The sequence below is a fragment of the Flavobacterium sp. genome (genome assembly GCF_031381455.1).
Classification (GTDB): Bacteria; Bacteroidota; Bacteroidia; order Flavobacteriales; family Flavobacteriaceae; genus Flavobacterium.
Genome location: NZ_JANMXZ010000043.1, coordinates 52463 through 73653, shown reverse-complemented (window position 1 = coordinate 73653; position 21191 = coordinate 52463). Strand labels below are relative to the sequence as shown.

At 35.9% G+C, this 21191-nt stretch carries 21 protein-coding genes; 16 read left to right on the top strand and 5 right to left on the bottom strand.

Going from position 1 to position 21191, the window contains the following annotated elements; translation table 11 throughout:
- Window positions 1-70: 70 nt before the first annotated feature.
- Together RMN97_RS10905 and RMN97_RS10900 are read right to left on the bottom strand one after the other, a co-directional pair.
- Complete coding sequence (locus RMN97_RS10905) at window positions 71-481, bottom strand: OsmC family protein (RefSeq protein WP_309614551.1); 411 nt, start codon at window positions 479-481, stop codon at window positions 71-73.
- Between the two features lie 154 nt (window positions 482-635).
- Window positions 636-1175, bottom strand: a complete 540-nt coding sequence (locus RMN97_RS10900) for a DUF1697 domain-containing protein (protein ID WP_309614550.1) — start codon at window positions 1173-1175, stop codon at window positions 636-638.
- Between the two features lie 77 nt (window positions 1176-1252).
- On the opposite strand from RMN97_RS10900, the gene rlmD reads away from it, so the two are divergent.
- The 6 genes from rlmD to RMN97_RS10870 all read left to right on the top strand — a co-directional run bounded on the left by rlmD (window position 1253) and on the right by RMN97_RS10870 (window position 6692).
- The gene (rlmD, locus tag RMN97_RS10895) at window positions 1253-2668 is read left to right on the top strand and encodes a 23S rRNA (uracil(1939)-C(5))-methyltransferase RlmD (RefSeq protein WP_309614549.1); all 1416 of its coding nucleotides are present in this window, start codon (window positions 1253-1255) and stop codon (window positions 2666-2668) included.
- Window positions 2669-2744: 76 nt separating this feature from the next.
- Window positions 2745-3239, top strand: coding sequence for a DUF6452 family protein (locus RMN97_RS10890; RefSeq protein WP_309614548.1), 495 nt, complete (start codon window positions 2745-2747; stop codon window positions 3237-3239).
- Window positions 3211-4011: a DUF6048 family protein gene (locus tag RMN97_RS10885; RefSeq protein WP_309614547.1), complete on the top strand. Its 801-nt coding sequence runs from the start codon at window positions 3211-3213 to the stop codon at window positions 4009-4011. The genes RMN97_RS10890 and RMN97_RS10885 overlap by 29 nt, the downstream gene beginning before the upstream one ends.
- Window positions 4012-4035: 24 nt before the next feature.
- Window positions 4036-4269 (top strand): hypothetical protein, encoded by a 234-nt coding sequence (locus RMN97_RS10880; RefSeq protein WP_309614546.1) that lies wholly within the window; start codon window positions 4036-4038, stop codon window positions 4267-4269.
- A gap of 53 nt (window positions 4270-4322) precedes the next feature.
- Window positions 4323-5066 carry an NYN domain-containing protein gene (locus tag RMN97_RS10875; protein WP_309614545.1) on the top strand — a complete coding sequence of 248 codons (744 nt, stop codon included), beginning with the start codon at window positions 4323-4325 and terminating at the stop codon, window positions 5064-5066.
- 108 nt (window positions 5067-5174) lie between these two features.
- Window positions 5175-6692 carry a thioredoxin-like domain-containing protein gene (locus RMN97_RS10870; RefSeq protein WP_309614544.1) on the top strand — a complete coding sequence of 506 codons (1518 nt, stop codon included), beginning with the start codon at window positions 5175-5177 and terminating at the stop codon, window positions 6690-6692.
- A 1-nt stretch (window position 6693) separates the two neighbouring features.
- Here RMN97_RS10870 and RMN97_RS10865 read toward each other — a convergent pair whose 3' ends face one another.
- On the bottom strand, window positions 6694-7857 hold the full coding sequence (locus tag RMN97_RS10865; RefSeq protein WP_309614558.1) for a class I SAM-dependent RNA methyltransferase: 1164 nt from the start codon (window positions 7855-7857) through the stop codon (window positions 6694-6696).
- 133 nt (window positions 7858-7990) lie between these two features.
- On the opposite strand from RMN97_RS10865, the gene RMN97_RS10860 reads away from it, so the two are divergent.
- The 10 genes from RMN97_RS10860 to RMN97_RS10815 all read left to right on the top strand — a co-directional run bounded on the left by RMN97_RS10860 (window position 7991) and on the right by RMN97_RS10815 (window position 16347).
- Window positions 7991-8755: a class I SAM-dependent methyltransferase gene (locus RMN97_RS10860; RefSeq protein ID WP_309614543.1), complete on the top strand. Its 765-nt coding sequence runs from the start codon at window positions 7991-7993 to the stop codon at window positions 8753-8755.
- Window positions 8755-9423 (top strand): ZIP family metal transporter, encoded by a 669-nt coding sequence (locus RMN97_RS10855; protein ID WP_309614542.1) that lies wholly within the window; start codon window positions 8755-8757, stop codon window positions 9421-9423. Before RMN97_RS10860 ends, RMN97_RS10855 begins: the two co-directional genes overlap by 1 nt.
- Before the next feature lie 84 nt (window positions 9424-9507).
- Window positions 9508-11415, top strand: a complete 1908-nt coding sequence (locus tag RMN97_RS10850; RefSeq protein ID WP_309614541.1) for a tetratricopeptide repeat protein — start codon at window positions 9508-9510, stop codon at window positions 11413-11415.
- 59 nt (window positions 11416-11474) lie between these two features.
- Window positions 11475-12287, top strand: a complete 813-nt coding sequence (gene murQ, locus RMN97_RS10845; protein WP_309614540.1) for an N-acetylmuramic acid 6-phosphate etherase — start codon at window positions 11475-11477, stop codon at window positions 12285-12287.
- 286 nt (window positions 12288-12573) lie between these two features.
- Complete coding sequence (locus RMN97_RS10840) at window positions 12574-13059, top strand: hypothetical protein (RefSeq protein WP_309614539.1); 486 nt, start codon at window positions 12574-12576, stop codon at window positions 13057-13059.
- 2 nt (window positions 13060-13061) lie between these two features.
- The gene (locus RMN97_RS10835) at window positions 13062-13289 is read left to right on the top strand and encodes a DUF6095 family protein (protein ID WP_309614538.1); all 228 of its coding nucleotides are present in this window, start codon (window positions 13062-13064) and stop codon (window positions 13287-13289) included.
- Entirely contained in the window at window positions 13276-13851 is a 576-nt protein-coding gene (locus RMN97_RS10830) for a DUF1572 family protein (protein WP_309614537.1), read from the top strand. The genes RMN97_RS10835 and RMN97_RS10830 overlap by 14 nt, the downstream gene beginning before the upstream one ends.
- Window positions 13852-13922: 71 nt before the next feature.
- Entirely contained in the window at window positions 13923-14294 is a 372-nt protein-coding gene (locus RMN97_RS10825) for a DNA topoisomerase IV (protein ID WP_309614536.1), read from the top strand.
- A 25-nt stretch (window positions 14295-14319) separates the two neighbouring features.
- On the top strand, window positions 14320-15177 hold the full coding sequence (locus RMN97_RS10820) for a TerC family protein (RefSeq protein ID WP_309614535.1): 858 nt from the start codon (window positions 14320-14322) through the stop codon (window positions 15175-15177).
- A 645-nt stretch (window positions 15178-15822) separates the two neighbouring features.
- Window positions 15823-16347 (top strand): GNAT family N-acetyltransferase, encoded by a 525-nt coding sequence (locus tag RMN97_RS10815; protein ID WP_309614534.1) that lies wholly within the window; start codon window positions 15823-15825, stop codon window positions 16345-16347.
- A gap of 48 nt (window positions 16348-16395) precedes the next feature.
- Here RMN97_RS10815 and RMN97_RS10810 read toward each other — a convergent pair whose 3' ends face one another.
- Window positions 16396-19113 (bottom strand): DNA gyrase/topoisomerase IV subunit A, encoded by a 2718-nt coding sequence (locus RMN97_RS10810; RefSeq protein ID WP_309614533.1) that lies wholly within the window; start codon window positions 19111-19113, stop codon window positions 16396-16398.
- 98 nt (window positions 19114-19211) lie between these two features.
- On the bottom strand, window positions 19212-21065 hold the full coding sequence (locus RMN97_RS10805; RefSeq protein WP_309614532.1) for a DNA topoisomerase IV subunit B: 1854 nt from the start codon (window positions 21063-21065) through the stop codon (window positions 19212-19214).
- Window positions 21066-21191: the final 126 nt, after the last annotated feature.

Here is a 21191-nt window from a genome sequence, read left to right as displayed (position 1 = left end):
CATTTTAAACCACGAAAAAACCTCATTCCTAAAAAAGAAATGAGGTTTAATTTATAAGTTCCTCGATTACTTAAACTAGTGTCGCTGTTGAACTAATTTCAGTATTCAACAATTTTGAAATCGGACAGTTTTTTTCTGCTTTGGTAACCAATTCCTGAAAAGTATCATTTGATATTCCCGGGATTTTAGCTTCTACAGTTAAAGTAGAACTAACGATGCTTCCATTTTGGAAGTCAATTACACATTTGGTCTCGATGCTGTCCAGAGTAAATCCAGCTTCGCCAATAAAAGCGGAAAGTTGCATCGAAAAACAACCCGAATGTGCTGCTGCGATAAGTTCTTCAGGATTGGTTCCAACGCCTTCTTCAAAACGAGAACCAAAAGAATATTGCGTATTGTTTAATGTGGTACTTTGTGTCGTAAGCGCTCCCTTTCCTTCTTTTAGGGAACCTTTCCAAACTGCGGTTGCATTTCTTTTCATAATAGTTGATTATTTAAAAATTTGAGTAAATTTAATAATAGAATCGGAAACGAATGTTATACAATTATCATTATTTCTAATGAAGGTATCAATTTTTCAAAGCTCTAGACCTAACAGGTTTTAAAAACCTGTCAGGTCTGAAAGTACGGTTTATTTACCCATACATATCAAGTAGTTTATTCACCGTATTCCAATTACGTGTTGTAGAAATCACATTCATGCTTTTCTCAATCCATTTATTATCGAGTCTGGTTTTGGCGGGAGAAATATCATATTTCAAATAAATACGTTTTCCATCCAATTGGATTTCATCAGGATGGATAAAGTTTAAGTTAAGTTGGGTAATCATATTATCGGGTAGCATGGAGGAAATAAAAGAAACATACAATTTCTTTAAATCAACTCCTTCATCGTTAAGGAATTCATTTCTGTCTAAACATGCCTGCAAATCTTGTTTGCCAATGACAATTACAGGAACATCATGCCCAAATTCCTTAAATATTTCCTGCTTAATCAGAAAACCAACTTTACTCGGACTTTCTTCTTCTGTATCTACAAACACATTTCCCGATTGGATATACGTCACCACATTGGTAAAACCAATGGCTTCGAGTGCTTTTTTCAAAGCTACCATATTAATCATTTTATGTCCCGAAACATTGATGCCTCTTAACAATGCTAAATGAGTATGCATTTTTTTTATTTTTCAACTAATTTATATTTTTTTCTTAAATCTATATCAGATTTTCTCCAATAGTTTATTTTTGCGCCATGGGAAGAAAACAAACCAACAAAGTCATCTTTGAAAACATAACTGTTCTGGATGCTGGTGCCAAAGGCGTATCGGTAGCCAAAGCACCCGAAGGTCAAGTTATTTTTATACCAAACGTCGTTCCAGGTGATGTGGTAGATGTACAAACCTTAAAGAAAAGAAAATCCTATTTTGAAGGCAAAGCCATTAAGTTCCACTCCTATTCTGAAAACCGAATTGAACCTGTTTGTCAGCACTTTGGAGCCTGTGGCGGTTGCAAATGGCAGAATATGAAGTACGAGCAACAGTTGTTTTATAAAAATCAGGAAGTATATAATAACCTGAAACGAATTGGTAAAATTGAATTACCAGAGTTTGAGTCGATATTGGGTTCTGAAAAGCAATTCTTTTACAGAAACAAAATGGAATTTGGGTTTTCAGACACTCGTTGGTTAAATGAAACCGAAATAAAATCAGAAGACCAATCATTAAGTAAAAAGCCCGCATTAGGTTTTCATATTCCGAGAATGTGGGATAAAATATTGGATATTGAGAAATGTCACTTGCAGGAAGATCCATCAAATGCGATTCGAAATGCTATTCGCGAATTTGCGGTTCAAAACGATATGCCTTTCTTCAATGCTCGTAACCACGAAGGTTTGTTACGTACACTTATGATTAGAACAGCTTCGACTGGAGAAATCATGGTACTGATTCAGTTCTTTCAGGAAAACAAAAAACAACGCGAATTGTTATTGAATTATATCTATGCTACGTTTCCACAGATTACTTCTCTACAGTACGTTATCAATGGTAAAGCCAATGATACCTTATACGACCAGGAAATCAAGTTGTTTAAAGGACGAGATTATATACTGGAAGAAATGGAAGGTTTGCAGTTTAGCATTAACGCTAAATCGTTTTACCAAACCAACTCGGATCAGGCGTATGAACTATACAAAATCACACGTGAATTTGCAGGTTTAACAGGCAATGAAGTCGTTTACGATTTATACACTGGAACCGGAACAATTGCACAATTCGTTTCCAAAAAAGCCAAAAAAGTAATTGGCGTAGAAGCAGTTCCCGAAGCGATTATTGATGCCAAAGAAAATGCCATACGCAACAGCATCAACAATTGTGAGTTTTATGTGGGCGACATGAAAAATGTATTTAACGATGATTTTATTGCGAAACACGGCCAACCGGATGTTATCATTACCGACCCACCACGAGACGGAATGCATAAAGATGTAGTGGAGCAATTGCTAAAAATTGGGGCGAATAAGATTGTTTATGTGAGTTGTAATTCGGCTACACAAGCACGGGATTTAGCCCTAATGGATGAAATGTATAAAGTTACACGTGTGCGTCCGGTAGATATGTTTCCGCAAACGCACCATGTGGAAAATGTTGTACTTTTGGAGAAAAGATAGTTTACAGTCGCAGCAGGCAGTCTCAGTATACATCTGAAAACTGCGACTGAGAATGAAAACTCAATTAAAAACAAATATGAAAAAAATACTATTTCTGCTTTTTATAACAATCACTTTCATCGGCTGCGAAAAAGACGATATCTGTATTGATGAAACCACTCCCCGACTGATATTAGAGTTTTATGACATTTCAAATCCGTCGAATTTGAAGAATGTGGTCAACCTGAAAATTAAAGGCGTTGGACTAACAGACGATTTAGGTACATTTAATAATATATCTAAAGTGGAGTTGCCCCTAAAAATAGATGACCTCACAACTAAATACAGTTTAATACTCAATAGTACCGGCGTGAATCCAAATGAAGACTTTCTTCAATTTAATTATACCCACCAAAACATTTTTGTGACCAGAGCCTGTGGTTACAAAACCATCTTTGAGTTAGATGCTTTTCCGACTGGTGTTATCAAAACGGATGCAGCAACACCTGACGGCTTTTGGATACAAGATATCAACATTTTAACAACAAACATTGAAACCGAAAATGAGACACATATCAAAATCCTTTTTTAGTGTTTGTATACTGTTGCTTTCTTTTTTAGGCAATGCACAAGAGGAAATAGCTGTTAAACCAGCCAAAGGTGTAGCCGAAGAAAGTGCAACTAAAAAAGACAGCATTCCACCCAAAAAAGAGCGCTATGGTTTGCGTGTTGGAGTTGATTTATTCAAACTAACGCGTTCGTTTTATGAAACCGATTATCGCGGATTGGAACTTGTTGGTGATTATCGTCTAACACGCAGACATTATTTGGCTGCCGAAATTGGTAATGAAGACAAAACGGTTAGTGACGACCAAGTCAATTTTACTACAAAAGGAACGTATCTAAAAGCGGGATTTGACTACAACTCTTTTCAGAACTGGGGAAATATGGAAAATATTATTTCTGTTGGGCTGCGTTATGGTGTGAGTAGTTTTAGTCAGACGTTGAACAGCTATCAAGTTTATAATCCTAACCCGTATTTTGGAGAATCTCCCGTAATCATCTCTGGTGAAAATTTTGATGGCTTATCAGCACAATGGATAGAGGTCGTTGCTGGTATGAAAGCAGAAGTATTAAATAATATCTTTGTGGGTTTTAGCGTTAGACTAAACCGATTGGTATCGCAAAAACGTCCCGACAACTTTGACAACCTTTATATTCCGGGTTTTAACAGAACGTATAATGGAGATTTTGGTGTTGGATTCAATTATACCGTTTCTTATTTTATTCCGCTTTACAAAGCCACAGTTAAGGCTAAGGAAAAAGCCATCAAAGGAAAATCTAAAAAGGAAAAGAAGAAATAATTCCTAATTCGTAATTTTAATATCATGAACAAAAAAGTAAAATCCTTCCTTTACAACCTTATTTGCTTTGCAATACTATTCATTTTGTTTCGTTTCTTAATAGAGAAATATACCAACCTAACTGGTCTGATGATTCCGATTACAGCCTTTGTAGTGGGTACACTTACGGCACCTAAATTCCAGGCAGTTCAAACTCCAGATGGTGAAAAGATATTCATGCGTTGGCTTTTTCTAAAAGGCGTTCGCGAAGTAGGATAGCTAATAGTAAACTAAAAAGTGTTATCTTTAATTCTGAAAAATAAAACCAAATAATGGAAGACACAAAGTTCAACATAGCCGTATTAATCGATGGCGATAATGCCCAACCCAAACTTATTAAAGAAATTCTGGAAGAAGTTTCCAAATATGGTAAAGCCACCATCAGAAGAATTTATGGCGATTGGACGCAACAACATATGAATGGCTGGAAAGAAATTATCAATCAATATTCTATCAGTCCAATTCAAAAGTTTGCCTATACCACAGGCAAAAACTCTACAGACAGTTCACTCATTATTGAAGCCATGGATATTTTACACAGCAAAAACACGGAAGGCTTTTGTATCGTTTCTAGTGACAGCGATTATACGGGTTTAGCCAAAAGAATTCGGGAAGAAGGACTTTTTGTGATGGGAATCGGGCAAAAGAAAACACCAAGTGCGTTTGTGCAATCGTGTGAAATCTTTACGTTTACCGAAAACCTTCTTGTTGAACCGAAAGCTATTCCTGTTGCTAAAAAGAAAACCAATACAAAAGAAATAGCCGTAAAAGAAACAGATACTACTCCAAAAATAAATCTTTCGATTATTGACAAAGCATTTGATATTTCGGCCAATGAAGATGATGAAGCGTATATCTCAAACATTGGAACCAATCTGCGTAAAATATCACCAAGTTTCGATTCCAGAACCTATGGTTTCAGAAACCTGACCAAGCTTTTTGAAAGCATTGAAAAATATCAGGTGGTCAAAAATATCGTCAACGGATTGAATCATCCTTTAGTCAGATTGAAATAACTATGTAATTTTAAGTAAACTTTAAAAATTCAATGTTCCATTTCTTTATTAAATGCACTATTTTTGACTTTCGAAAATCATTTTAAAGAAAAAAAACGTCTTTTGTTTATGAAGAAATTGCTACTTGCCACAATCTTTTGTTTCTCTTCATTTTTTGCCGTTGCTCAATCGGGTTACGAGATTACCATTAATCTAAAAAACGCTCCGGATACCTTAGCGTATCTTACCTTTTACCAATTTGACAAAACCTTAATCAAAGATACCTGCACTTCCATCAAAAACGGAAAGATTGTTTTTAAAGGGAAAGGGAAACTCGACAAAGGGATTTACTCTTTGGTAAGCCAGGCAAAAGGAATCTACTTTGATTTCTTTATCGATGATAACACCCAAAATCTTGAACTCAAAACAGAAGCAAGTCAAAATATTGGTAAAGAGCTAACGGCTCTGAATTCGCCATTGGAAAATGATTTCTTTAGCTATGTTCAATTCATCAACCAACAAAACAAAGACTTTCAGACTTATAAACAAACTACAAGTTTAGCGACCAAAAAAGATACACTCGCATTAAATAACAAGCAAAAAGACGTCGAAAAAATCATTAACGATTTTGAAGAAAAGTTTATTGTTGACCATAAAGGAAGTTATATATCTGATGTGATGAATTTAAAAGTGGAAAAACTTCTCAAAGACATTCCAAAAGCTTCTAACGGAAGACCCGACAGCATTCAGGTTTACAAATACTATAAAAAACATTTTTGGGATGATGTCGATTTTAAAGATGATGGCATCATTAGAAATCCTTTTTTCAACAATAAGATAAAAAGATATTTTGACTCAGTTGTCATAACATATCCTGATTCTGTTGCTGTTGAAATTGACAAAATAATGGACAAGACCATACCGGGAAGTCTAACCTATAAACTTTTACTGGCACATTTCACTTATAAGTATGAAACATCAAAAATAATGGGGTTTGACAAAGTGTTTTTACACATGTCTGATAAGTATTTTAAAACTGGAAAAGCCGATGGCATATACGACGATAATGATGTTGTGCAAAAAATTATCAAACGTGCCGATAAATTAAAACCCTTATTGATTGGTGCTACTGCTCAGGATTTGTTTATGATAAAGGCCGAAGATTTTCCGAAGTTGAAAGCCATGGGATTTGAAGACGCTAAAAACAGTGAAGAAATGACCAATGTTTATTACAAAAATGTTGATCAGGTCACAAAAATGTATGTCAAGTTAAGCGATGTCAAAGCAGAATATACCGTTCTTGTTTTTTGGGATGTTGATTGCAGTCATTGCCAAAAAGAAATTCCGATACTTTTGGAACAGTATAATGACTTGTTAAAAGAAAAGAAAGATGTTAAAGTATATAGCGTTTATATGCAGCACGAAGGCGATAAGTATTTAAAATATATAGCCGAACACAAGTTGCCTTGGATAAACGTTTATGATGGCGCACATTATAACAATGCCGTTGAAAAATATGATGTGTACTCTACGCCTGTTATTTATATTTTGGATAAGAATAAAGTTATCAAAGCCAAACGCATTGATGCCGACCAGTTAAAAAATATGATTAAGGCCATAGATTACGAAACCAAAAAAGGAAAATAAACTATTCTTCTAAGTTCATATACTTGCCTTTCTTGCTGCCTTCATACATTTCGTATTTCACCAAACGCGCTTCCAAACTTCCGTTAAAAAGCTTGATTTTACGTGATGGACGAAGTCCTACAAATTTCAAAGCTTCCAGATTTGCAGTGATAAACCAGGCATTGGTATTCGGATAATTATTCTTTAAGGTATCACCAATTTCTCGGTAAAAACGTTCCAACTCAATATTCAAACGTTCACCGTATGGCGGATTGAAAACCATTTGCAATGGTCCGGTGTTTTCTTTTTTACTGTCAAAAAAATCACCTTGAATGATACTTACATAGTCATCAAGATTGGCATTCTGAATATTGTCTTTTGCTTTCTGAACCGCACTTGGTGCTTTGTCGTAACCAATAATAGTATGATGAAACTCTTTAGTACGTTTCATCAGCGCATCAATAATCTGGTCAAACAAATCGTTATCCCAATCGTTCCATTTTTCGAAAGCAAATTCTTTTCTGTTGATATTCGCCGGAATATTACAAGCAATCATAGCAGCTTCCGCCAATAAAGTTCCCGAACCACACATTGGATCCAAAAAATCAGAACTTCCATCCCAACCTGAAAGCAACAACATTCCTGCTGCCAACACTTCGTTTATCGGAGCAATATTAGTAGCAGTTCTGTAACCTCTATGATGTAGCGAAGCTCCCGAAGTATCAAGTGCTACCGAAACTTGGTCACGGTCAATATGAATATTAATTCTTAAATCGGGGAAATCTTTATCTACACTTGGGCGTTGTCCTGTTTTTTCACGGAATTGGTCAACGATAGCGTCTTTTGCTTTTTGCGAAACAAACTGCGAGTGCTTGAAATTATCCGAATGAATCGTAGTATCAATTACAAAGGTTTGATTATCTCCAATATATTTTGACCAATCAATGCCCTGAATGCCTTTGTATAAATTCTGGTCATTCGTCGCTTTAAAATAATAAATCGGTTTTAATATCTTCAAAGCTGTACGCAACGACAAATTAGCTTTGTACATAAACCCTTTATCGCCTTTAAAACTCACAGCACGCGTGCCAATTTCAACATCTTGTGCGCCTAATTGTTGCAATTCTTTGGCTAATATTTCTTCAAAACCAAAAAAGGTTTTGGCAATCATTTTAAAATTCTCCATGTATATAAATTCCATTATTCAAATTCCAAATTCCAAATAAAAGTCAAATCTCAAATATCAAAATTCAAACTTGGAATAAGTTCGGCAAAAATACATTAAATTTGCACGTTCAGAATTCATTTGAAAAGAATAAATGTCAGAAGTGATAAAACCAAAAACAACAAACGCCAAACCAAAAACAAATACTTGGTATTCCTCTTGGTTTGATACGCCTTATTATCACATACTTTACAAAGACAGAAACTATCGTGAAGCACAGCTATTCATGGATAATCTCACGCATTATTTAAACTTGCCGGAAAAGGCTAAAGTCTTGGATTTAGCTTGTGGCAAAGGACGACACGCAATTTATTTAAACCAATTAGGGTTTGATGTTGTTGGTGCCGATTTATCAGAAAACAGCATTGCTGAAGCTAATAAAAACACTAATGACACTTTACATTTTGTGGTACATGACAAACGGATACCGTATGATGAAAAGTTTGATGCTATTTTCAATTTGTTTACCAGTTTTGGCTATTTTGAAAATAGCGAAGACGATATAAAAACTTTGGCAGCCATCAAAGAAAGCCTATCGGAATATGGGTTTGCTGTGATTGATTTTATGAATTCGCAAGTCGTGATTGATAATTTAATTCCGGAAGAAACCAAGGAAATAGATGGAATCACTTTTCACATCAAACGCTTTGCAATAGATGGTTTTATCATCAAGGAAATTGATTTTGAAGACAAGGGCGAAACCTTTCATTTTACTGAAAAAGTTAGAGCCTACACATTAGAGGATTTCCAGACTATGATGAATGAAACGGGAATCTATCTATTGGATACTTTTGGTGATTATAAGTTGAAAAAATTCCATAAGAATACTAGTGAACGTCTAATAATGATATTCAAATAATGAATTACTTATTACCTTTACTGTCAGTGCTTATCGGTTATTTAATTGCCTTACAACTTAAACCAAAAGCAAAGCAAAATCTAAAGTTGTTATTGGCGTTCAGCGGTTCGTTTTTATTATCGTTAACCGTTATGCATTTGTTGCCTGATGTGTATGAAAGTGGTAACAAAAGTGTTGGGATTTTTATCATGTGTGGAATCTTATTCCAAATCATATTGGAGTTTTTCTCCAAAGGTGCCGAACACGGCCACGTTCATGGTCATGACAAACTAACACAAATACCTTGGCTGCTTTTTATCAGTTTGTGTATTCACGCTTTATTAGAAGGTTTTCCTGTTGGGCGTCATCATGATTTGGCATTCGGAATAGCCATTCACCACTTACCTATTGCGATTATCTTAACGACATTTTTTATCCATGCTGAACTAAATAAAACGGCACTGTTTTTCTTTATGCTGACTTTTGCTGTTATGACTCCTTTGGGAACATTAGTTTCTGATAGCTTTCCTGTACTCAACGAATACTACACACAAATAACCGCTGTCGTTATTGGGATACTGTTTCATATTTCATCCACCATTATCTTTGAAAGCAGCGAAGGACACAAATTCAATATTGCTAAAGTTTCGATGATTATTTTAGGAATTGTATTGGCGAGTTTTTTATAATGTTGGAAGTTGATAATTTATAGGTAAGTTTACAAAGACTCAAGTCTAAAATGTACTTCCTTAAAAACCAAACAGACCAATTTCATGAAAAAAAACCTTTTAATTTCTGTAGTAATAATAATTATTTTTTCTATAAATTCTTATTGCCAGACCAATGATTCACGCAAAACTTTTAGCACAGTTATTTGCGAATACAATCTTCCTCTTTCCCTAAATGGGTTATCAGTTTCGGCGTTCAATGTTACTCCACGAATTAGAATTGAGCGATATGAAAAAAGTGCTCAAATTATTTTGGACATAGACAAAATGCAGGGCACTGCATCTAATCCTAATCCTAGTTTTAAACATAGCTATAATTATAACGGAAAGCAATACGGCGAACAATATGTAGGCTATGACCCATTTAAAAACATAGAGGCCGTTCGAACAAGTATAACATTTGAGGTTTTGGTTACTTATGGCTCACAATCCTGGGGATGGAAAAGAGTTGATGGTATGACTAACCAATTTGGCCCAATAAACAAAGATGCAAAAGCGTCTGACGTTATGGTGAATGTTAGGATAGTTGGAATTGGGGGTTTTACTAACACCTCTGAAATAGAAAATAAAATACGGGAACTTTCTAAACCGCAAACGACAAATTCAAATCCCACAACACGAAATGTAACAAACTCAACTAATTCTAATGCTACCAAACAACAAACAAATAGCATTCCGAATAAAACAAATAGCCAAACCAGCAACTCCAACAGCGAATCCGCTAAATCAAATTCGACTTCAAACAGCAATAATCAGAGCACTGCGATTACTAATATGTCTGATGTTGTGGGATTATCAGACACCAAGGAATCTATTCAGGTTTTTCAGCAAAATGGCAGCTATTATATAAAAAAGCAAGATGGCAGTACCTCTGTAACAACAAAACAGTATTACGATCAGGTACAGGCACTAAGTGCTAGTAATGCACAAATAAAAGAGAATAATCAAAAACAATTAAATGACCCGTTAGCACATTTCGAAACCGATGGCAAAACCCTTACTAATCCTATGGCAACTAAGACAAGTACAGGCTCCAGTGCAGTTGACAGTTTTACTAAAGGCTATCAACAAGGGCAACAAATAGGTGAAGTTGCCAATGGGATTGTTGACCTGTTTGCTAAGTCTCCGGAACGAGTACAAGCAGAGAAAGCTGAATACGAAAGACAAAAAAAACTTAGTGATGATATTGAAGGAGAAAAAAAAGAAATACGATTCGGAAAGTTATATTATTACCCATTAATAGACAAAGCTAATAATGGAGATGAAAATGCCCGAATGATTTTATATTTTGCAAGTTATGATTTGTTGTGCACCCAATTCATTCCAAAAAGAAAGGAATGGTTTAATCAGGCCTATAAAAACAAGAATTTAGATGCTATTTTATATGTTGCAAGAACAAACGCTGCTGAAGGAAAAGAATATATTCCCCTTTTACAAGAGGCAGCCAGACTAGGTAGTGTAGATGCTATGGTAGAGCTCGGAAAATGGTTTGACAGCAAAAGCTTTACTTATAGTGGTGTTGCATCTATAGCGGGAGAAAATCCGGAAAAAGCAATAGCGGCATTTACGGAAGCAGCCGAAAAAGGCAGCCCAAATGCCAGTTATTACTTAGGTATGATCTATAAATATGGCATAATAGAAGATCTTTCCACAGGAGGAATTAAGAATTTTAGAAAAAAAACGCATGTAACTTATGCTATAGCACCTGATGAAAAAAAGGCGTTTGAATGGTTTTCGAAAAGCTTGGAACCCAATTACACTGCGTCTTTATTCTCAATAGAGTCATGGTATATGAAGGGTTCTTATTTTGAAAGCGATTGCTATTTAGAATTAGCCGACATGTATAGAAAAGGGAAAGTGGTCGCCAAAGACAAGGATAAAGCTAAGGCATATGAAAAATCACATGAAGAATACAATACCTATGAAAATGAAAAAAAACGTAGAGGATTTTAAGGTAAACCAAAAGCAAAAACTTTGTAACTTTGGGACTTTGCAACTTTGCTACTATAAAAATGAACTTCACCAAAACCACAGAACAATCCTCACACTACGAACATTTAGAAAAAATGTCGGTGGCCGATTTGTTAGCCAATATCAATAAAGAAGACAAAACTGTTCCGTTTGCGGTGGAAAAAGCATTGCCACAAATAGAAGCCTTGGTTGCCAAAACTGTTGCCAAAATGAAAATCGGCGGAAGACTTTTCTATATTGGCGCCGGAACCTCTGGAAGATTAGGAATTGTAGATGCGTCGGAATGTCCGCCAACCTTTGGTGTTCCGTTTGATTTGGTCAACGGAATTATTGCTGGTGGTGACAAAGCGATTCGACGTGCCGTAGAAAATGCCGAAGACGATAAACTTCAAGCCTGGATCGATTTACAGGAACACGGCATAATGGAAAATGATATTGTCATTGGAATCGCCGCTTCGGGAACAACTCCTTATGTCATTGGTGGATTGGAAAAATGCAATTCAAAAAATATTGTTACCAGTTGTATTACCTGCAATGAAGAAAGTCCAATAGCATTGACAGCAAAGTTTCCGGTAGTTGTTGTTGTTGGTCCCGAATTCGTAACCGGAAGCTCCCGAATGAAAGCTGGTACGGCACAAAAGCTCGTGCTGAATATGATTTCTACCGCAACAATGATTCAACTTGGAAAAGTAAAAGGTAACAAAATGGTCGATATGCAATTGAGCAACGACAAACTCGTAGATCGCGGTGTGAAAATGATTATGGGTGAAATTCCTATCGACTATGAAAAAGCTTCCGAATTATTGAAGGAATTTGGCAGCGTTAGAAAAGCTGTTGATAATTACAACAAATAATGGGAGTTTATATTTTCTATTTTCTCATGGGATTACTGCCTGTCTTATGGATAATAAGCATTGTCTTATTAAGAAAGTGGAAGCATATAATTCGCTACATAATAAGCAATACCATTTTAGTTTTAATCTATTTTCTCGCATTATTCTATTCTAAAATAACCTTTTTTGAACACGATGAGTATGGTTTAAAAAAAGTATTCTTATTTTTAATGATTATTGGCGCTCACACCATTATCGGATTTATTTTTGCCTCATATTACAAATACAAAATGTCAAAAATTACAACATGAAAAAAATACTTTTAGCATTCACAATATTAATCGGATTTACTGCTTTTTCACAGGAACTAACCCTGAAAAAAACTACGGCAGTTGAACTCAAATTTGAAAAAGGAAAAATCTATCAGAACGATACACAAATCCCAAGTTATCAGGTTAAAAAAATATTAGCTCCTAATCTGCATGCGCTTCATCTATACAAGCAAGCTAAGTCAAAAGAAGGGATTGGCGCAACGCTACTTGGATTAGGCATAACGCTATCAGTAATTGATTTGGCTGTTGGATTATTTTCAGATGTAAAATATCCAACGGCACTTACGTATGCCGGTGTTGGTATGGTTGCAGTCTCCATTCCTGTTTTATCCGGAAGATCAAAAAAAATTGAAGAAGCGGTCAAAACCTATAACGACGGACTAAAAAATACGAGTTCATTAGATTTTGATTTAAACGCAGTGGCCAATCACAACGGAATCGGAATTCAAATAAAATTTTAAAAATGCCTCCCAACAAACAACTTTTAGACAAAGGAATTAAATATTTGCTCTATGCATTACCATTAATGTTTATTGGACCAAGCGTGATTTATAATGCGTTTATCAATAAGCAAAATGTGTGGCATTATTTGGTATTGGCTTTTGGAATAGTATTCTGTTTTTTAGCCGTTTATTTTATGTTTAAGGGAATTAAAACGTTAACTGACGCACTTTTTCATGATGATAAATAATAATTACATCGAAAGCGTTAAAAAGCAATTTCTCTATTATAAAACCATAGGAGAAAAAGCAATGGAACAATTGGAACCAGAGCAATTGTTTATATCTGTAAACGAAGACACCAATTCGATTGCTATGATTATTCAACACATGTCAGGTAATATGCTGTCGCGTTGGACGGATTTCTTAACTTCTGATGGCGAAAAAGATTGGAGAAATCGTGATATTGAATTCGAAGAAACTATTACAAACAAGGAAGAATTGATGAACCTTTGGAACAAAGGCTGGGATTGTTTTTTTGGTGCGTTAAACTCATTACAACCTGAACAACTCGAAACCGTTATTTATATTCGAAATGAAGGTCACACCGTGATGGAAGCAATAAATCGTCAATTGGCGCATTATCCGTATCACATTGGGCAGATTGTATTTTATTCCAAAATGCTGAAACAATCCGAATGGAATTCGCTTTCTATTCCGAAGAACAAATCCAATAGTTATAATTCAGATAAGTTTTCGAAAGAGAAAATCATTAAGAATTTTACGGATGATGAATTAAACAGATTAAAATAAACCACAAATTAAACAAATTTTCACAAATTAATTCGTGCTAATTTGTGTAATTCGTGGCAAAAAAAATAAAAATGAAAAAGACTACTCTACTTCTACTCGCCTTGTTTATCATCTCGTGCAACAATCACGAGCGCAATTGCCAAGATTTCAAAACCGGAAAGTTTCAATTTACGCAAAACATTGATGGTAAAAAACATACATCAACTTTTACAAGAACCGAAAATCTTCAAATAGAAACCTATAACAGAAAAACCGATACCGCTACGGTGCGTTGGGTGAATGACTGCGAATTCGTACTGCAGAAACTGCATCCGAAAAACATGAAAGAAGAAAAAGCTATTAGCATGAAAATATTGTTTACTGAAAAGAATAGCTATACTTTTGAATATTCTTTTGTTGGAAACAATAAAAAATCACGTGGCGTAGTAACAAAACTCGATTAAGAACGTTAAACTAAACTTATAAAAAATGGAAATTCTATTTACGCCAAATGCCTTGATGGCTCTACTTACACTGACTTTTCTTGAAATCATTCTCGGAATTGACAACATCGTTTTCCTTTCCATCGTTTCAGGAAAATTAAAAGCCGAAGATCAACCAAAAGCAAGACGTGTTGGGTTATTGCTTGCCATGGTTTTTAGAATTATTCTATTATTTGGAATTACATGGGTAATGGGTTTAAAGGAAGAACTATTTCATATAGACTGGGGATTTTTTGAAGCCGGAATTACAGGACAAAGCCTTATCATTTTTGGTGGTGGATTATTCCTGTTGTACAAATCGGTTTCCGAGATTCATCACAAAATGGAAGGCGAGGAAGATAGTACCAGCGGAAAGGCTAGCAATAGTTTAGCTTCCGCTATTATACAAATTGCGTTATTGAATATCGTTTTCTCCTTTGACAGTATTTTGACTGCCATCGGAATGGTGAGCAACGCTGAACCTGCACAAGGCGGTTTTGGTCATAGTGGTGCGTTAATTATTATGATTTTAGCTGTAGTGATTTCAATTATAATCATGATGATTTTTGCCGGACCAGTTTCTAAATTCGTCAATGAACATCCAACCATACAAATCCTTGGTTTATCGTTCCTAATTTTAATTGGTGTAATGTTGATTGCCGAAGGCTCCCATTTGGCACACTTCCAATTTGGCAATGATGTCGAAGTCGGAACAATCCCGAAAGGCTATTTGTACTTCTCGATCTTCTTCTCACTCTTTGTAGAATTCTTAAATTTAAGAATGAAAAAAAGCAGAAAACCTGTCAAGCTACATAACAATAAAATTATCGACAAAGAGCTTAAGGATACTGATGTGACAAATTAGGAGCGAAAGGCTCGGGATTTATTTGTAATGGTAATTCCTGCTGTGCGTTACAATCTCGTCCCAAAAGACGAGATTTTCTCTGCCATCAGGGCTAGAAAGTTAGCCATTTGAATTCTTGTAGTTTATCTTTCCCGCACAAGCTGTAGCTTGTCTTTCCCGCGCAGGCGGGACACGAGCGAATCGACTGGCGAAGCAATCCATTTGTAATCTTTTTTATATATTAGCTATGGATAATGTGATGGGTGTTATACTTATTAATTAGTTAGCGGTATTTCCACTCGTAATGAACTCATGTATAAAGTAAAGCAATAGCTACGATGCAGACAAAATGGATTTGGGGAAATGTAATATTAAGCGTTTTAATGTTTTGTGTAATATTCTATTTGAATGTAGGCGTTTCCGGTGGAGATATTGCAATTGTTATATTCAATCTTATGTTTGCTATTTTACAGTTAATTGTAAATGTAATTTTGCTGTACCGAAATAAAAGTATTGGAACGTTGAAAATTGTAGTAACTATTATTATGACAAACATATTTCTAATATTTTTATTTACAGAATTTGGAAGTGGAATTAATAGCTGGATAAAAAGAAACTACCGCTAACAGCGTGAAACAACCTTAATCAACAATAGCTAAAGATAAAATGGCAAATATTGAAGTTAGAAAAATAACACTAATCGACATTAACCAATTGCAAAAAATTGGCCGACAAACGTTTCAAGAAACATTCTCTGAATCTAACTCCGAACAGAATATGAAAAACTATTTGGAAGAAGTATTTTCAAAAGAAAAAATGACCGCAGAGCTTAACGACGAGAACTCAGAGTTTTATTTTGCGACACTTGAAAATGAAGTAATTGGTTACTTGAAAATCAATTTTGGAGAATCTCAAACTGAATTAAAAGACAGCAAGTCGCTGGAAATTGAGCGAATCTATGTGTCAAAAGAATTTCACGGAAAAAGCGTTGGACAATTATTGTATGACAAAGCAATTGATATAGCAAAACAGAAAGACGCCGAATATGTTTGGCTAGGTGTTTGGGAAGAAAATCCAAGAGCAATAAACTTTTACAGGAAAAATGGCTTTGTTGAGTTTGACAAACACATTTTCAAATTAGGAGATGACGAACAGACAGACATTATGATGAAACTCAAATTGAGTAACTGAATGTCTCAAAGAACAATAAAAAAATCCCGCCAAAAGCGGGATTTTAAATTATTCCAACGACAAAGTTATCTGTCCATCATCGCCGGTTTCTGTCTGTATATCTTCTGAAACGTCGTTTTCATCTGTCACTTCCATTTCTTCAGCTGGTGCTGGCTCGGGTTCTTCATAAGGTAGTGATTCTAACAAATTCACTTGTTTTAGTTTATCGGTAGTCAATTGATTTCCTAAGGCTTTAATACCTTTTACCGCAATGAATTCTTCTAAGTTAATCGTTTGGTTGTCCTTCTGAACACCTTTTACTTTGGCATAAATAATTTCAGCCATTGGTCGCCAATCGGTGGAAACAATTTCTAGTTGGGACTTTTCGTGTTCAGTTATAAAGATTTCTTCCTTGTTTTCGTTTTCGACTAAGAAACGCTTGATAAAATAACGCTCTTTTTCACCATCGTAATAAATCGCTGAAATCGGTTTGTTTGGATTCCATTTTTCCATCACAACGATATCTTCATCAAAATGGGTTGTCAGTTCCGGTATAATGGTTTTCAGTTTCCCTGATTGATTGATAAGCAGCAATCGGTCGTTTGGCCTGAATTCGCCAAGCAACTCACCTCTTCCGTCAACGTTTAATCTTTGAACCGTATCATCAAACCAGACTTTTCTCGGGCGTAAAGTGGATATTCCTTTTTCCTTTAATTCGATTTTCTTGATTGGATATTTAGTTACGGTATTTCCACGTGAAGCTCTTCCTTTGATAGCAATATCAGCAAAATCCAAATCCCATTTCAGTTTCTTAATGCTTCCAACCTGACGTAATAAAACCGTAATAACTTCGGCTTCACCATTTGGATTATGAGAGAAATACAATACTTGCGAACCAGCTTTCTCCTGCGTTAAATCGTAAAACTTATCACGTGTAACTCCGGAAACGTTGAAACGCTTGATGAATGTCGAGCCATTTTTTCCGTCACGGTAAATCATATTGTAAATGGTGCGCTTATCGTTCTTATCAAAAACCGCAATATGAATAATGTCTTTGCCGACAAACTTCTTGTCGTCCACTTTGGCAATCATCATTTTTCCGTCTCGAAGAAACACAATCACGTCATCAATATCCGAACAATCGGCAACATATTCGTCTTTCTTCAAACCGGTTCCAAAGAAACCTTCTTCTTTGTTTACGTATAGTTTAGTATTTCTCAAAGCAACTTTTGTAGCTTCAATATTGTCAAAACTTCTCAACTCCGTTTGACGCTCGCGACCTTTTCCGTATTTGTCTTTTAGCTTTTGGAAAAAGTCGATAGCAAAGTCGATGATATTATTCAGGTGATGTTTTACTTCTTCCATTTCGGCTTCCAGTTTGGAAATCGCATCATCGGCTTTATCCGAATCGAATCGCGTAATACGAATCATCGGAATCTGCGTCAGCTTTTGTAAATCGTCATCGTTAATTTCACGAACAAATGATTTTAAGAATGGCTTGAAACGGTCATACATATAGACATAAAGCGTCTCTCTATCAGAATACAATTTGAAATCGATGTACATTTCCTCACGAATGAAAATCTTTTCGAGCGTAGAAAAATGCCATTTGTTTTCGAGTTCATCCAATTGGATTTCAAGCTCACGTTTTAGTAAATCAACCGTTCTGTTTGTTGATATTTTCAGCATATCTGAAACACCAATAAACAACGGTTTATGATTTTCGATTACACAGCCCAAAGGCGCCACCGAAGTTTCGCAGGCGGTGAACGCATACAACGCATCAATGGTTTTATCAGGAGAAACACCAGGCGGAAGATGGATAAGAATCTCCACTTCGGCAGCCGTGTTGTCTTCTATTTTTTTGACTTTTATTTTTCCTTTTTCATTCGCTTTCAAGATACTATCAATCAGCGTTGACGTATTGGTGGAAAACGGAATTTGGGTAATCACCAAGGTTTGTTTATCCAATTGTCCTATCTTAGCACGAACACGAACACGTCCGCCACGTAATCCATCGTTGTAATTCGATACATCGGCAATTCCCGCTGTTGGGAAATCTGGAAATAAAGTAAATGGTTTGTTCTTTAAAATCTTAATCGAGGAATCAATAAGTTCGATGAAATTGTGCGGCAACACTTTCGTGGATAAACCAACTGCAATTCCTTCGGCACCTTGAGCCAATAGCAACGGAAACTTAACCGGAAGATTTATGGGTTCAGCACGTCGACCATCATACGACATTCCCCATTGAGTGATCTTTGGAGAGAATAAAATATCGTGACCTAACTTAGAAATTCGTGCTTCAATATAACGAGAAGCTGCAGCGCTGTCACCCGTGAGGATATTTCCCCAGTTTCCCTGCATGTCGATAATCAACTCCTTTTGACCAATCTGAACCATCGCATCACCAATACTCGCATCACCGTGAGGATGATACTGCATAGTGTGACCAACGATGTTCGCCACTTTATTGTAACGACCATCATCCAACTCTTTCATCGAATGCATGATACGACGCTGCACTGGTTTGAAACCATCTTCAATCGCAGGAACCGCGCGCTCGAGAATTACATAGGAAGCATAATCCAGAAACCAATCTTTGTACATTCCTGTAACTTTGGTGATGGTATCTTCCGGATTTACTTCTTCCTGGTCGTAAAAATGATCTCCCGAAGATTTAAGGTCTTCAAAACCTTCATCTACTGCATCATCGCTTGTAGATTCATTCGTTTCTTCGCTGTTCTCGTCTTCTTTTGGGGTAATATCGTCTTCTTCGTTATTCATATAAAGTTGCTGAGTTCCTGAGTAGCTGAGTTCCTGAGTTCGAGTAAAAAATACTCAGCGACTTAGTCACTTAGCTACTCAGCTACTTTTTTAATTTGTTATTTCTCCACCACATCCAATTCCACTTTCAAATTATTGATAATGAAAATCTGTCTGTCTGGTGTGTTTTTGCCCATGTAAAATTCAAGTAAAGTCTCAATTGACGTTGCTTTATCCAACATTACAGGATCAAGTCGGATGCTTTCACCAATAAAATGTTTGAACTCGTCGGGTGATATTTCTCCTAATCCTTTGAATCGCGTGATTTCAGGTTTTGGTTTTAGTTTTTCAATCGCATCAACACGTTCCTGGTCGCTGTAGCAATAGATAGTTTCCTTTTTATTTCGCACACGGAATAATGGCGTTTGCAAAATGTATAAATGTCCGTCCTTAATCAACTCTGGGAAAAACTGAAGAAAGAATGTAATCAACAGCAAACGAATGTGCATTCCGTCAACATCGGCATCGGTAGCAATTACGATATTGTTGTAACGCAAATCGCCCATGTCTTCTTCGATATCTAAAGCGGCTTGTAGCAAATTGAATTCTTCGTTTTCGTAAACAATTTTCTTTGACATTCCGTAGGAGTTCAAAGGCTTACCACGTAAACTAAAAACAGCTTGTGTATTCACATCGCGGCTTTTGGTAATCGAACCCGAAGCCGAATCTCCTTCGGTAATGAAAAGCGTACTTTCTAAACTTCGTGGGTTTTTGGCATCCGTTAAATGCACACGACAATCACGTAGTTTTTTATTGTGAAGACTTGATTTCTTTGCTCTGTCTTTTGCTAATTTACGGATTCCAGAAAGTTCCTTACGTTCGCGTTCTGCTTGTAGAATTTTACGTAAAAGCAAATCAGCAACTTCAGGATTCTTATGTAAAAAGTTATCGAGTTTGGTTTTGATAAAATCATTGACGAACGTACGCACTGACGGGCCTTTCGGACCAATATCTGTGGAACCCAATTTAGTTTTAGTCTGACTTTCAAAAACCGGTTCTTCTACTTTTACAGCAATTGCTGAAACAATTGATTTACGAATATCGGAAGCTTCAAAAGGTTTATTATAAAACTCTTTGATGGTTTTGACAATCGCCTCGCGGAAAGCACCTAAATGCGTTCCACCTTGAGTCGTATTTTGACCATTTACAAAAGAGTGGTATTCTTCTGAATATTGTGATTTGCTGTGAGTTAAAGCGATTTCGATGTCTTCGCCAAGCAAATGAACAATTGGGTAAACGCAATCGTCTTCTACTATAGTTTCTTCCAATAAGTCTTTTAATCCATTATCAGAATAATACTTTTCACCATTATAATAAATAGTCAAACCCGTATTTAGATAACAGTAATTTTTGAGCATCTTGATGATGTACTCATTACGGTATTTGTAGTTTTTGAAAATGGTTTCATCGGCAACAAAAGAAACTTTGGTTCCTTTGCGCTTTGTGGATTCTACAATATCTTCTTCTAAAGTCAGATTTCCTGCTGAGAATTCAGCGGCTTTTTGTTGGTTGTCACGAACGGATTCCACACGGAAATAATTGGACAACGCATTCACGGCTTTTGTTCCAACTCCGTTCAAACCAACCGATTTCTTAAATGCTTTGGAATCGTATTTTCCACCGGTATTCATTTTAGAAACTACATCAACGACTTTCCCTAACGGAATGCCACGACCGTAATCGCGTACGGTAACCAGTTTGTCTTTGATGGTAACTTCAATCACTTTCCCGGCACCCATAACAAACTCATCGATACAGTTATCAATTGTTTCCTTAAGCAGAATGTAAATTCCATCATCCGGAGAAGAACCGTCGCCGAGTTTCCCGATGTACATTCCGGGACGCATGCGGATGTGTTCCTTCCAGTCTAACGAACGGATATTGTCTTCTGTATATTGATTTTGATCTGACATTTTGGGTTTATCGAGTTGATGCTAATATATGCAAATCATAGGATTTTTGAAATGATAGTTGTCAAAGTTATTAAGAATGATATTGACAAAAAAGAGTAAAGAATATAGAACATAGAAAATAGACTA

Coding starts and splice junctions, on each gene's coding strand:
- RMN97_RS10850 (WP_309614541.1), top strand. CDS start 9,508: ATGAAAAAAAACCTTTTAATTTCTGTAGTAATAATAATTATTTTTTCT.
- RMN97_RS10805 (WP_309614532.1), bottom strand. CDS start 21,065: ATGTCAGATCAAAATCAATATACAGAAGACAATATCCGTTCGTTAGAC.
- RMN97_RS10810 (WP_309614533.1), bottom strand. CDS start 19,113: ATGAATAACGAAGAAGACGATATTACCCCAAAAGAAGACGAGAACAGC.
- RMN97_RS10820 (WP_309614535.1), top strand. CDS start 14,320: ATGGAAATTCTATTTACGCCAAATGCCTTGATGGCTCTACTTACACTG.
- RMN97_RS10865 (WP_309614558.1), bottom strand. CDS start 7,857: ATGGAGAATTTTAAAATGATTGCCAAAACCTTTTTTGGTTTTGAAGAA.
- RMN97_RS10855 (WP_309614542.1), top strand. CDS start 8,755: ATGAATTACTTATTACCTTTACTGTCAGTGCTTATCGGTTATTTAATT.
- RMN97_RS10860 (WP_309614543.1), top strand. CDS start 7,991: ATGTCAGAAGTGATAAAACCAAAAACAACAAACGCCAAACCAAAAACA.
- RMN97_RS10885 (WP_309614547.1), top strand. CDS start 3,211: ATGAGACACATATCAAAATCCTTTTTTAGTGTTTGTATACTGTTGCTT.
- murQ (WP_309614540.1), top strand. CDS start 11,475: ATGAACTTCACCAAAACCACAGAACAATCCTCACACTACGAACATTTA.
- RMN97_RS10880 (WP_309614546.1), top strand. CDS start 4,036: ATGAACAAAAAAGTAAAATCCTTCCTTTACAACCTTATTTGCTTTGCA.
- RMN97_RS10840 (WP_309614539.1), top strand. CDS start 12,574: ATGAAAAAAATACTTTTAGCATTCACAATATTAATCGGATTTACTGCT.
- rlmD (WP_309614549.1), top strand. CDS start 1,253: ATGGGAAGAAAACAAACCAACAAAGTCATCTTTGAAAACATAACTGTT.
- RMN97_RS10870 (WP_309614544.1), top strand. CDS start 5,175: ATGAAGAAATTGCTACTTGCCACAATCTTTTGTTTCTCTTCATTTTTT.
- RMN97_RS10875 (WP_309614545.1), top strand. CDS start 4,323: ATGGAAGACACAAAGTTCAACATAGCCGTATTAATCGATGGCGATAAT.
- RMN97_RS10815 (WP_309614534.1), top strand. CDS start 15,823: ATGGCAAATATTGAAGTTAGAAAAATAACACTAATCGACATTAACCAA.
- RMN97_RS10905 (WP_309614551.1), bottom strand. CDS start 481: ATGAAAAGAAATGCAACCGCAGTTTGGAAAGGTTCCCTAAAAGAAGGA.
- RMN97_RS10830 (WP_309614537.1), top strand. CDS start 13,276: ATGATGATAAATAATAATTACATCGAAAGCGTTAAAAAGCAATTTCTC.
- RMN97_RS10890 (WP_309614548.1), top strand. CDS start 2,745: ATGAAAAAAATACTATTTCTGCTTTTTATAACAATCACTTTCATCGGC.
- RMN97_RS10825 (WP_309614536.1), top strand. CDS start 13,923: ATGAAAAAGACTACTCTACTTCTACTCGCCTTGTTTATCATCTCGTGC.
- RMN97_RS10835 (WP_309614538.1), top strand. CDS start 13,062: ATGCCTCCCAACAAACAACTTTTAGACAAAGGAATTAAATATTTGCTC.
- RMN97_RS10900 (WP_309614550.1), bottom strand. CDS start 1,175: ATGCATACTCATTTAGCATTGTTAAGAGGCATCAATGTTTCGGGACAT.